This is a genomic window from Goekera deserti (genome assembly GCF_010685995.1).
Lineage (GTDB): Bacteria > Actinomycetota > Actinomycetes > Mycobacteriales > Geodermatophilaceae > Goekera > Goekera deserti.
In genome coordinates, this window is the sequence record NZ_JAAGWK010000012.1 from 122,445 (window position 1) to 133,709 (window position 11,265).

Here is an 11,265-nt window from a genome sequence, read left to right on the forward strand (position 1 = left end):
CGTCCTGCGGAGGTCACGGGCGCTGACGGCAGCGGGAGGAGGTGCCGCGGGCTCAGCCGCGACGGTCATGACGGGGATGGACACTGCTGCCTCCAGAGGCGGGAACGAGACGTCATGGAGGGTGCAGGGGGCGGTGTCGGGCGGCCGTAGGACTTCCCCTTATGCCGCCTTCACGACCGACCGGGCATCCTGGTGCAGCGCGCCGTCGATGTGTGACAGGAACCGGAGGGGCCGATGCGCGTGCTCGTGGCCGACGACGAGAGGTTGCTCGCGGAGACCGTGGCCGAGGGGCTGCGCCGGCTGTCCATCGCCGTGGACGTCTGCTACGACGGCGACGCCGCGGTGGACCTGGTCTCGGTGCACCGCTACGACGTCGCGGTGCTCGACCGTGACATGCCCGGCCGTACCGGAGACGAGGTGTGCCGGTACATCGTGGGCAGCCGCACCGGCGTCCGCGTGCTGATGCTCACCGCGGCCGCCGGCATCCGGGACCGCGTGGACGGCCTGTCCCTGGGCGCCGACGACTACCTCACCAAGCCCTTCGCGTTCGCCGAGCTGGCCGCGCGCGTCCAGGCGCTCGGGCGGCGGTCGGGGGCGATCACCCCGCCGGTCCTCGACCAGCACGGCATCGTGCTCGACGTCTCCCGGCACACCGCGTCGCGGGACGGCCGGCTGCTGTCGCTGACGCCCAAGGAGTTCGCCGTGCTGACCGTGCTCATGCGCGCCGAGGGACAGATCGTGACCGCCGAGCAGCTGCTCGAACAGGCGTGGGACGAGCACGCGGACCCCTTCACGAACGCCGTCCGGGTCGCCGTGATGACCTTGCGCCGCAAGCTGGGCGACCCGCCGGTCCTGCACACGGTGCACCGGGTCGGCTACCGGCTGGGGCACGGCTGACCGTGCGACCCACCCAACGTCAGCGCGTCTTCCTCAGCCTGTGCGCCTGCCTGCTCATCGGCCCGGTCGTCGCGGCCTGGGCGCTGGACCGGGCGGACGCCATCTGGGGCACCGTGCGCGGCACCTCGCTGGGGCAGGTGTCCGTCCCGTGGACGATCGTCGAGCTGGCCCTGGGCACCGGCCTGCTGCTGGCCGTGCTGGTCGGACTGACGCTGTGGTGCGGGCGTCCGTTGCGCCAGCTCAGCGCCACCGTGCGCCGGCTCGGTCCGCAGAACGTCGCCGAGCGGACGGACCAGGCCTCCGGCAGGGGTGAGTACGGGAGCCTCGCCGGGGCGATCGACGCCATGCTCGACCGGGTCGCGGAGGGTCACGCGGGCCAGCGCCGGTTCGCCGCCAACGCCTCGCACGAGCTGCGCACCCCCCTGGCGCTGCAGCGGACGCTGATCGAGGTCGGGATGTCCGGGGACCCGACACCGGACCAGCTGCAGCTGCTCACCCGGCAGTTGCTGCACACCAACGAGCGCAACGAGGCCCTCATCGAGAGCCTGCTGGTGCTGGCCGAGGCCGACCAGGCCGTCGTGGCGCGCACCCCGCAGCGGCTGGACGCGATTGCCGCCGACGTCGTCGCGGTCCACCGTCAGCTGGCCGATGCCGCCGGGGTCCGGCTGGAGACCGAGCTCGAGCCGGTGACCGTGGCCGGTGAGGCCACGCTCCTGGAGCGCCTGATCACCAACCTCGTGCACAACGGCATCAAGTACAACGTCCCCGGCGGTGAGGTGTGCCTGCGGGTGGGGCCCGGACAGCCGGTGCTGCGGGTGACCAACACCGGCCCGGTCGTGCCGGCCGAGTCCGTCTCCCGGCTGTTCGAGCCCTTCCGCCGGGGACGCGGGGACCGGCTGGACCACAGCGCGGGTGCCGGGCTCGGGCTGACGATCGCCCGGTCGATCACCCAGGCGCACGCGGGCCACATCGAGGCCGCCGCTCCCGTGGCCGGTGGCCTCGACGTGACGGTGGAGCTGCCCGCACCGACCTGACCGGCCGCCCGCGCGCGCCCGCCGGCCGCGGCCCGGTCATCGGCTCTCGACCACCGACTCGGCGGTGGCCGTCAGGGCGGCCTGGGCCTCCTGCCAGGACGTGCCGGCCGGGAACTCGCCGAGCAGCACGACCACCCGCCCGTCGGTCAGCACCCCGGTGGAGTGCAGCTGGCGGCGGTCGTCCAGGCAGCACATCCACCCCTGCTTGCCCGCCACCGCGCCTTCGGTGTCCGCCTGGTCCGACAGCAGCCCGAAGGACTGGTCGAAGCCGTCGGCGGCGGTGGGGGCGGCCGACCGCATCCAGGCGGTCATGGTCGCCAGGTCCTGGGCGGACAGGTGCGCGCCCAGGTCGGACAGGAAGGTGGCGAAGTCCGCCGCCGTGGTGGTCGTCTCGCCCCACCGCCCGGACCGCGCGGGTGGGGCGGTGTCGTCCAGTCCGAACTCCTCGGCCGCGGCGGTGACCAGCTGCGCGCCACCGAAGTCCTGCCAGAGGCTGTTCATCGCCTGGTCGTCGGAGACCTCGACGGCCCGCTCCATCAGGGCCCGGTCGGCGTCGTCCAGGGTGAGGGTGCCGGCTTCGTCCTGCTCCAGCAGCTGCTGGACGACGAACAACTTGGCCAGCGAGGCGGTCCAGTGCGTCGATCCGGCGTCCTCCGAGACCGTCTCGGCGCCCGAGCCGTCCAGCACGACGACCGAGACCTCCCCGCCGGACGCGGCCGTCACCGGCGGCCTCCCCCGCAGCGCGGACACGTCCACGACGCCCGAGTGGGCGGCCAGCCAGCCGGCCAGGACGGCGGAGAGGGCGACGGCCAGGCCGCCGGCACCCCGCCGGCGACGGACCGGCCGGCCGCGGCGGTAGGCGGTGCGGCGGCTCGACCGCTCCGACGTCGGCGCCGCGGCACGACGAGGGAGGGCGACGGTGGGCTGCAGAGACGTCCTGGTCACGAGGTGGAGGTTCCGGGAAGCAGCCTCATCCGCCGGTCAGCGTTCCCCTTATCCCGCCCTCACCAGGGATGCCCGTCGCGGGGGCCCCGACCGGCCGGTGCCGTGAGCGACCGGCGCGCGCGTGCTCGGCGACCAGGGACGCCGGCAGGGCCACGCTCGCCCAGGACGAGGCCCCGGCCATCCAGCCGGCGAAGTGGTCGCTGGCGGGCCTCGCCGGCCAGGGCTCGGTGCTCAGCTCGTCGAAGCCCAGACGCCAGGGCGCCTCCTCCGCCTCGCCGCCGACCATGGTGGCGCTCGAGGCGACGGCCGCCCCGTCGACGTCCAGGACCGATCCGGCGGTGCTGGACAGGGTGACGGTGGCCAGGTGCCAGAGCGCGCCGACCACGTGCGCGGCCTCGAGCCGCACCGGCGTCCGGTCGGCGGCCGCGTCGGCGTCGCCACGCGGGACGAGCCCGCCGTCGGCGGCCACCGACGCCAGCCGGTGCGGCCGCAGCCTGCCGGGCTGGTCCGGGTCGTCGACCAGCAGCACCGGGACCGTCGACCAGAGCAGCAGACCGATCAGCACCGACAGCACACCCCGGCCAGGACGGTGCCCACCACCGCTGCCCAGGTGCGTCGCCATCCGGCCGACGGCCGGGCGCGCCGCGGCGACGCGGTGCAGGCGCGGCCCGGCGCTGCGTGCTGCGGCACGGTGGCTCCGGACCCGGGCCCACTGACCCCTCCGGGTACCGGTGTCGGCTCCGGCGACAACCTCACGGGGGCCGGTGGTGCACAAACCGGCCGGATGTGGATAGGCTCTCGGTGTCGGGAAGGCCCTGCATGTTGGCAGGACCCCGACGCACGACCTCAGCTAGGAGCGAGCAATGCCCGAAGGTACTGTCAAGTGGTTCAACGCCGAGAAGGGGTTTGGCTTCGCCACTCCCGATGGTGGCGGACCTGATGTGTTCGTCCACTACTCGGCCATCCAGACGAGCGGCTACCGCTCCCTGGACGAGGGTCAGCGGATCTCGTTCGACGTCGAGCAGGGCCAGAAGGGCCCGCAGGCTGCGAACGTCAACCCGGTCTGATCTCTGAGACCGGGTGGCTGACCCCAGCCACCTGAGCAACGGCAGAACCCCCTCCCGGGTCACCGGGAGGGGGTTCCGTCGTTCCCGGGGTCCGGGGACGACGGACGGCTACCTGCTGCGAGGCACGTAGCCGCCGATCAGCGCGGCCATCAGCAGCGGCCCGTCGTCCGGGCCCAGCCCGTCGACCGCCTCGGCCAGCGTCTGCCAGCGGGCGCGCTCCACGTCGGTCATCGCGTTCTGCGCGCGGGCGCCCACCTGCTCGCGCAGCCGGGCCCACTCGGTCTGCGGCGTCGGCCAGAGCCCGACGATCCGCCGGGCCTGGGACGAGACGCCGGTGAACCGGACCACCTCGCCGGCGTAGTTGGTCAGCACCTCGACCAGTCCGGCGGTGCGCAGGGCGCCGGCGGCAGCCACCACCTCCGGCTTGGGCAGGCCGCTGGCCGGCACCACCGCACCCAGGTAGGGCGCGCCACCGTGCTCGGGGTCGTCGACGAGCCGGGCGACCGCGCGCAGCACCGGCAGGTCGCGGCGGAACCAGGTGTCCCGCAGCAACTCGGTGCCGGGCTGCGGGTCGGGCTGGGTCATGGGTCCTCCTGCACGCCGCCCGCCGGGTGCGGCGCAGCCCACCCACGGTACGAGACGGGCTCGGGGCAGCGAGGGCGCCGTTCGCCTGGGTCATGAGCACTGGTAACCAGCTGTTCACCATCGGACGCCGGGTCCTTGGCAGGATCGTCCATGACCCCCTGTCACCGATGGACTGCTGACCGCAGCCCACGAGGAGCCCTGTGTCCACACGCATCACCCGCCCCGCCGTCCTCGGCGCGGTCGTGGGGTCCCTGGCCGCCGGCGGTCTCGCCGTCGCGGCCCCGGCGTCGGCGGTCTCGCCCGACGTCGTCATCAACGAGGTCTACGGGGGCGGCGGCAACTCCGGCGCCACCCTGCGCAACGACTTCATCGAGCTGGCCAACCGCTCGACCGCGCCGGTCGACGTGACCGGCTGGTCGGTGCAGTACGCCTCCGCGGTCGGCACCTCCTGGCAGGTCACCCCGCTCACCGGCACCATCCCGGCCGGCGGCACGTACCTCGTGCAGCAGGCCGCAGGCACCGGCGGAACCACCGACCTGCCGACGCCGGACGCCACCGGGTCGATCGCGATGGGCGCGGGCGCCGGGAAGGTGGCCCTGTCCACCGGCAGCGCCGCCCTCACCTGCGGGACCGCCTGCGCCGGTACCGCCACCGTGCGCGACCTCGTCGGCTACGGCAGCACCGCGGTCGGCGGCGAGGGTGCCCCGGTGACGCCGAACCCGAGCAGCACCACCTCGGCCGCCCGCACCGCGGGCCCGGACACCGACGTCAACAGCACGGACTTCACCGTGGGTGCGCCCACCCCGACCGCCGGCGGCACGGTCACCCCGCCCGTCGACCCGGAGCCCCCGGTCGGGCCGGCCTGCGACGCCGCCGTGGCGACGATCGGCTCGGTGCAGGGCACCGGTGCCGCCACCGCGGTCACCACCCCGGTCACCGTCCGCGGCACCGTCGTCGGTGACGTGCAGGACGGCGGGCTGGACGGCTTCTACGTCCAGGACGCCGGGGACGGCGACGCGGCCACCTCCGACGGCGTGTTCGTCTACGCCCCGGGCGGCGCCGCCGTCGACCTCGGCGACGTGGTGACCGTGACCGGCACCCCCGCGGAGTTCAACGGTCAGACCCAGCTCGGCGGGACCCGCTACGTGGAGTGCGGCATCGCTCCGCAGCCGGCCGCCACCGCGCTGCCGCTGCCGTCGACCGACGCGCAGCGCGAGGCGCTGGAGGGCATGCTCGTCGCCCCGCCCGCCGGTCTGACCGTGACCGAGCTGTTCAACCTGGACCGCTTCGGGGAGACCCAACTGGCCCAGGGTGGGCGACTGCTGACGCCCACCGAGGCCGCCGAGACCGGTGCCCCCGCCGAGGCGGTCGCCGCCGCCAACGCGGCCCGCTCGATCCTGCTCGACGACGCCCGGACGGCCCGCCTGGACACGGGTGGCCAGGCCCCGCCGTACCTGACGGTCGACGACCCGGTCCGGGTGGGTGACACCGCCGTCCTCCAGCCGACCGTGCTGGGCTACGGCTTCGGCACCTGGCGCCTGCAGCCGGCCGACGGCAGCGCCGACGGCACCACCTTCACGCCGACCAACCCCCGGCCGGCGGCCCCGCCGGCGGTCGGTGGCGACCTGCGGGTGGCCGACTTCAACGTGCTGAACTACTTCGTCACCTTCGGCGGGAACTCCCGCGGTGCGCCGGACGCGGCAGAGCTGGCCCAGCAGCAGGCGAAGATCGTCACCGCGCTCACCGCCCTGGACGCCGACGTGATCACCCTGCACGAGATCGAGAACAGCTCGGTGACCACCCCGGCGACCCCGTACCGGGCGGTGGAGACCCTGCTCGCGGCCCTGAGCGCGGCCGACGGCAACACCTGGGACTACGTCCGGGCCAGCGAGGACACCGACGTGATCACCAACGCGATCGTCTACCGCACGGACGAGGTCACCCCGGTGGGCGGCCCGCAGGTGCCCGCGGACCTGAGCGTCTTCGCGAACGCGCGCACCCCGATCGCGCAGACCTTCGACGCCGACGGCGAGGTGTTCACCATCGTGGCCAACCACCTCAAGTCCAAGGGCAGCAGCTGCGGCGCGGGCAGCGACGTGCCGGACACCGCGGGCGGCAACTGCAACGGCGACCGGGTGGCCCAGGCCCGGGCGCTCGCGGACTTCGCCGGCCGGCTGGCGACCTCCACCGGCGACCCGGACGTGCTGCTGACCGGTGACTTCAACGCCTACCGCTACGAGGACCCGATCGACGTCCTCACCGCCGCGGGCTTCACCGACCTCGGCCCGGTGCTCGCCGAGGGCCAGTACAGCTACGTGTTCGGTGGTGGGTCGGGCTCGCTGGACCACGTCCTCGCATCCCGGTCGATCGTCCCGAAGATCACCGACCTGGCCGTGTGGGACATCAACGCCGTGGAGTCCCCCGCCTACGAGTACGGCGGCTACGAGCCGCTGTACGCGCCGTACGCCTACCGGTCCAGCGACCACAACCCGACCGTGTTCGGCATCGACACCGACACCCCGGCCACGGCGGCGGTGAGCTCCGCCGCCGCCACACGGGGCGACGTGGTCACCGTGACCGGGACGGCGTTCGACAACGGCGAGCAGGTGACGGCCACCTTCCCCGGTGAGCCGAACAAGAACCGGGCGACGCTCGGGACCGCGGTCGCCGGCGTCGACGGCGTGGTGCGCATCCAGTACACCGTGCCGCAGGGCTTCCGGAAGGGCACCTACCCGGTGCTGCTGACCGGCGCGACGGGTGAGCAGGCCAGCACCTCCATCGTGCTGGACCGGTGACGTCGTCCCCCGCCGGGCGGCACCGCCCGGCGGGGGACCGACCGCGGTCGTGGTGGCGCCGGCCGTGGCGGCCCGGTCGTACCGTGGACGTCATGACGACCTCCGCAGAGAAGCAGCCGACGGTGACGAAGACCGACGCCGAGTGGCGGGCCCAGCTCTCCCCCGAGGAGTACGCGGTGCTCCGCCAGGCCGGCACCGAGCGTCCGTGGGTCGGTGAGTACACCGACACGAAGACCTCGGGCACCTACTCCTGCCGCGCGTGCGGGGCCGAGCTGTTCACCTCGGAGACCAAGTTCGACTCGCACTGCGGTTGGCCGTCGTTCTACGAGCCGACCTCGGCCGACAACGTCGTGCTCAGGGAGGACCGCAGCCTGGGCATGCGCCGCGTCGAGGTGCTCTGCGGCAGCTGCCACAGCCACCTGGGCCACGTCTTCGAGGACGCGCCGCAGACCCCCACCGGCGACCGGTACTGCATCAACTCGGTGAGCATCCGGCTGCACCCCGCCGAGGCCTGACCGCTCGCCCGGCGCCCCTCCCAGGGGCGCCGGGCGCCGCCGGGCACACTCTCAGGGCAGGTCGGCGACCAGCTCGGCGACGGCCTTGCGGGTGCCGGTGTAGAAGGGGATCTCCTCGCGCACGTGCCGGCGGGCGCGGCTGGCGCGCAGGTCGCGCATCAGGTCCACGATGCGGTGCAGCTCGTCGGCCTCGAAGGCGAGCATCCACTCGTAGTCGCCCAGCCCGAACGAGGCGACGGTGTTGGCGCGCACGTCCGGGTAGGGCCGGGCCTGCATGCCGTGCTCCTTGAGCATGTCCCGGCGCTCCTCGTCGGGCAGCAGGTACCACTCGTAGCTGCGCACGAACGGGTACACGCAGACGAAGCGGCGCGGCTCCTCGTCGGCCAGGAACGCCGGGATGTGGCTGCGGTTGAACTCCGCCGGCCGGTGCAGCGCCATCTGCGACCACACGGGCGCGAGGTGCCGGCCCAGCGCGGTGCGCCGCAGCCGGGAATACGCCTCCTGCAGGGCCTCCGGCGTCTCGGCGTGCCACCAGATCATCAGGTCCGCGTCGGCACGCAGCCCGGCGACGTCGTAGGTGCCGCGGACGACGACGTCCTTGCCGGCCAGCTCGGCGAACAGCTCGCTGACCTCGTCGGCGACGCGGTGCCGGGCCTCGTCGCCCAGCGGGCGGTCGACCCGGAAGACCGACCACATGGTGTAGCGGATGGTCGCGTTGAGCTCGTTCGCGCGCTTGCCGATGCTGCGCTGCTCGGTGGTCGTCTCGGTGCTGGACTCGCTGCTCATGCCCCTCATTGTGGCCCCGCCGCCGCCGGTGCGGTCACGGTCCACCGTGCACAGGGTCCGGTGGGAAGCGTCACCTCGGGTCGACGCTTCCCGGCGGTGGTCCCCACCCCCGGACCGCCCCGGCCCCCGACCCGGCTCCCGCGTCCGTCAGACGAGGGCGCGGACGGCCCGGCGGGCGTCCCGGATGCAGGCGGGCACGCCCACCCCCTGGTAGGCGGCGCCGGCCACGGCCAGTCCGGGCACGGCCGCGACGGCCTCGCGCACGGCGTCCACCCGCGCCGGGTGGCCGACCAGGTACTGCGGCAGCCCACCACCCCAGCGGACCAGGTGCGTCTCCACGGGCCGGGGCCGCTCCAGCCCCAGCAGGTCGGCGACGTCGGCCACGATCGCGGCGCCCAGCTCGTCGTCGGGCCGCTGCAGCTGCGCCTCGTCCCGGAACCGGCCCACCGAGGCGCGCACCCGGAGCAGGTCGGTGCCCAGGTGCGGCCACTTGGACGACGACACGGTCACGCCCTTCACCAGCCGGCCGGCCACCGGCGGCACCAGCAGACCGGACCCGGCGTCCACGTCCTGGGCCGGGAACGCCATCGCCAGCACGGCCATCGACGCGTACGGGATCCCGGCCAGGGGCTCCACCGCGTCCGGCGCCAGGTCGGCCAGCAGCCGGGCGGTCTTCCCGGCCGGCGTGGTCAGCACCACCGCGTCCGCGGTGAGCAGCTCGGGCGCGGCCGCCGTCCCGACGGACAGCTCGAGACCGGACGGCACCCGGCGCAGCGACTGCAGCGGTGTGCCGAGCCGCACCACGGCGCCGGAGCCCGTGGCCAGCGCGTCGGCCAGCGACCCGATCCCACCGGCCAGGGTGGCGAAGACCGGGCCGTCCACGTCGCCCCGGCTGCGGGCCCCGGCGTCCCGGGCGGCCGCCGCGGCAGCCAGCACCGAGCCCGCGCGCGGCAGGTGCGCGGCCAGCGCCGGCATCGTCGCGGCCAGCGACAGCTCGTCGGCCCGCCCGGCGTAGACCCCGCCCAGGAGCGGCTCGACCAGCCGGTCGACGACCTCGTCGCCCACCCGCTCCCGCAGCAGCCCGCCCACCGAGACGTCGCCGGGCAGCGTCACCGGCGGCAGGTCGGCCTCGGCCCGCACCCGGGCCACGCCCTCGGCGGAGAGCAGACCGAGCAGGCCCTCGGCGGTGGTCGGCACGCCGAGCAGCGTCCCGGCCGGCAGCGGGTGCCGACCGTCGGCCAGCACGACCGAGGCCTGCGTGGTGGACGGCGACACCAACTGGTCCCCCAGCCCCAGCTCGTGCACCAGCTCCAGGGCCTCCGGCACCCGGGCCAGCACCGCCTCAGGCCCGGTGTCGTACCAGCGACCGGCGAGCTGCACCCGGCCGAGCTTGCCGCCGGTGCGCGCACCGGCCTCCAGCACGACCACCTCGTCGTCCGGACGCTGCCGGTGCCACTCCCACGCCGCCGTCAGCCCGGTGATCCCGGCGCCGACGACGACGACGCGCCGGGCGCTCATCGCGTGGTGAGCTCGTGCACCAGCTCGACGACGTGGGTCAGCGCGCCCGGGTCGGTGTCCGGCAGCACGCCGTGGCCCAGGTTGAACACGTGCCCGCGGGCCGCCCGGCCCTGCTGCACGATCCGGCGCACCTCGCGGTCGATCGTCTCCCGGTCGGCCAGCAGCACCGCCGGGTCCAGGTTGCCCTGCAGCGAGTAGCCGGGCCCGACCCGGCGGGCGGCCTCGTCCAGCGGCACCCGCCAGTCGACGCCGACCATGTCCGCGCCCGCGTCGCCGATCAGCGCCAGCAGCTCACCGGTGCCCACACCGAAGTGCGTCCGCGGCACGTCCCGGTCGCCGAGGCCGTCGAAGACCGCCCGGGAGTACGGCAGCACCCGCTCGGCGTAGTCCGCGGCCGACAGCACCCCGGCCCAGGAGTCGAACAGCTGCACCGCCGAGGCCCCCGCGTCCACCTGGGCGCGCAGGAAGACAGCCGCCGAGACCGACAGGTGCTCCAGCAGGCGCGCCCAGGCCGCCGGCTCGGCGTACATGAACGCCTTGGTGCGGGCGTGCTCCTTGGACGGACCGCCCTCGATCAGGTACGTGGCCAGGGTGAACGGGGCACCCGCGAAGCCGATCAGCGGCGTCGGCCCGAGCTCGGAGACCAGCTGGCGCACCGCCGTCTCCAGGAAGGCCAGCCGGTCGGGCTCGAGCGGGGGCAGCGCGTCCACGTCGGCCACCGAGCGCACCGGCTCGGCGATCACCGGGCCGACACCCGGCTTGATCTCGACGTCGACCCCTGCGACGACCAGCGGCAGCACGATGTCGGAGAACAGGATCGCGGCGTCCACCCCGTGCCGGCGCACCGGCTGCAGGGTGATCTCGGTGACCAGGTCCGGGTCCTGGCAGGCGGCGAGCATCGCCGTGCCGGCCCGCAGCGCCCGGTACTCCGGCAGCGAGCGGCCGGCCTGGCGCATGAACCACACCGGCGTCCGGGCGACCGGCAGGCCCCGTGCGGCGCGGACGAGGTCCGAGTCCCCCGGCGCCGTGCGCTCGGCCGGCAGCTGCCCCGGACCCTGACCCTGACTCGCCGCGTCTCCCACGACGACCGATCCTCCCAGACGCCGCGGCGCACCGTCCGGGG

General features: G+C 74.7%; 11 protein-coding genes. 5 read left to right on the forward strand and 6 right to left on the reverse strand.

The window, feature by feature from the left end; all coding sequences use genetic code 11:
• Nucleotides 1–234 precede the first annotated feature (234 nt).
• Together G1H19_RS10745 and G1H19_RS10750 are read left to right on the forward strand one after the other, a co-directional pair.
• Complete coding sequence (locus tag G1H19_RS10745; RefSeq protein ID WP_152727522.1) at nt 235–897, forward strand: response regulator transcription factor; 663 nt, start codon at nt 235–237, stop codon at nt 895–897.
• Nucleotides 898–899: 2 nt separating this feature from the next.
• Complete coding sequence (locus tag G1H19_RS10750) at nt 900–1,931, forward strand: HAMP domain-containing sensor histidine kinase (protein WP_202925748.1); 1,032 nt, start codon at nt 900–902, stop codon at nt 1,929–1,931.
• A gap of 36 nt (nt 1,932–1,967) precedes the next feature.
• On the opposite strand, the gene G1H19_RS24515 is transcribed toward G1H19_RS10750, so the two are convergent.
• Together G1H19_RS24515 and G1H19_RS10760 are read right to left on the reverse strand one after the other, a co-directional pair.
• Nucleotides 1,968–2,876: a serine hydrolase gene (locus G1H19_RS24515; protein ID WP_152727521.1), complete on the reverse strand. Its 909-nt coding sequence runs from the start codon at nt 2,874–2,876 to the stop codon at nt 1,968–1,970.
• A gap of 25 nt (nt 2,877–2,901) precedes the next feature.
• Nucleotides 2,902–3,498 carry a hypothetical protein gene (locus G1H19_RS10760; protein WP_152727520.1) on the reverse strand — a complete coding sequence of 199 codons (597 nt, stop codon included), beginning with the start codon at nt 3,496–3,498 and terminating at the stop codon, nt 2,902–2,904.
• A 241-nt stretch (nt 3,499–3,739) separates the two neighbouring features.
• Between G1H19_RS10760 and G1H19_RS10765 the strand changes: the two genes are divergently transcribed.
• The gene (locus tag G1H19_RS10765) at nt 3,740–3,943 is read left to right on the forward strand and encodes a cold-shock protein (RefSeq protein ID WP_055766945.1); all 204 of its coding nucleotides are present in this window, start codon (nt 3,740–3,742) and stop codon (nt 3,941–3,943) included.
• A gap of 108 nt (nt 3,944–4,051) precedes the next feature.
• Here G1H19_RS10765 and G1H19_RS10770 read toward each other — a convergent pair whose 3' ends face one another.
• Entirely contained in the window at nt 4,052–4,528 is a 477-nt protein-coding gene (locus G1H19_RS10770; protein ID WP_152727519.1) for a hypothetical protein, read from the reverse strand.
• Between the two features lie 200 nt (nt 4,529–4,728).
• On the opposite strand from G1H19_RS10770, the gene G1H19_RS10775 reads away from it, so the two are divergent.
• Nucleotides 4,729–7,323: an ExeM/NucH family extracellular endonuclease gene (locus tag G1H19_RS10775; protein WP_152727518.1), complete on the forward strand. Its 2,595-nt coding sequence runs from the start codon at nt 4,729–4,731 to the stop codon at nt 7,321–7,323.
• A 92-nt stretch (nt 7,324–7,415) separates the two neighbouring features.
• The gene (gene msrB / locus G1H19_RS10780) at nt 7,416–7,838 is read left to right on the forward strand and encodes a peptide-methionine (R)-S-oxide reductase MsrB (protein WP_152727517.1); all 423 of its coding nucleotides are present in this window, start codon (nt 7,416–7,418) and stop codon (nt 7,836–7,838) included.
• A 51-nt stretch (nt 7,839–7,889) separates the two neighbouring features.
• Here the strand turns inward: msrB and hemQ are convergent, their stop codons facing one another.
• From hemQ to hemE, 3 genes are all read right to left on the reverse strand, one after another.
• Complete coding sequence (gene hemQ, locus G1H19_RS10785) at nt 7,890–8,624, reverse strand: hydrogen peroxide-dependent heme synthase (RefSeq protein ID WP_193616466.1); 735 nt, start codon at nt 8,622–8,624, stop codon at nt 7,890–7,892.
• Nucleotides 8,625–8,771: 147 nt separating this feature from the next.
• The gene (gene hemG / locus G1H19_RS10790) at nt 8,772–10,142 is read right to left on the reverse strand and encodes a protoporphyrinogen oxidase (RefSeq protein ID WP_152727516.1); all 1,371 of its coding nucleotides are present in this window, start codon (nt 10,140–10,142) and stop codon (nt 8,772–8,774) included.
• The gene (hemE, locus tag G1H19_RS10795) at nt 10,139–11,224 is read right to left on the reverse strand and encodes a uroporphyrinogen decarboxylase (protein ID WP_235927903.1); all 1,086 of its coding nucleotides are present in this window, start codon (nt 11,222–11,224) and stop codon (nt 10,139–10,141) included. Before hemE ends, hemG begins: the two co-directional genes overlap by 4 nt.
• Between the last annotated feature and the right edge of the window lie 41 nt (nt 11,225–11,265).

Excerpts from the sequence above, each read along its gene's own strand:
- G1H19_RS10745 (WP_152727522.1), top strand. The coding sequence starts at position 235 with ATGCGCGTGCTCGTGGCCGACGACGAGAGGTTGCTCGCGGAGACCGTG.
- G1H19_RS10760 (WP_152727520.1), bottom strand. The coding sequence starts at position 3,498 with ATGGCGACGCACCTGGGCAGCGGTGGTGGGCACCGTCCTGGCCGGGGT.
- G1H19_RS10765 (WP_055766945.1), top strand. The coding sequence starts at position 3,740 with ATGCCCGAAGGTACTGTCAAGTGGTTCAACGCCGAGAAGGGGTTTGGC.
- G1H19_RS10770 (WP_152727519.1), bottom strand. The coding sequence starts at position 4,528 with ATGACCCAGCCCGACCCGCAGCCCGGCACCGAGTTGCTGCGGGACACC.
- msrB (WP_152727517.1), top strand. The coding sequence starts at position 7,416 with ATGACGACCTCCGCAGAGAAGCAGCCGACGGTGACGAAGACCGACGCC.
- hemQ (WP_193616466.1), bottom strand. The coding sequence starts at position 8,624 with ATGAGCAGCGAGTCCAGCACCGAGACGACCACCGAGCAGCGCAGCATC.
- hemG (WP_152727516.1), bottom strand. The coding sequence starts at position 10,142 with ATGAGCGCCCGGCGCGTCGTCGTCGTCGGCGCCGGGATCACCGGGCTG.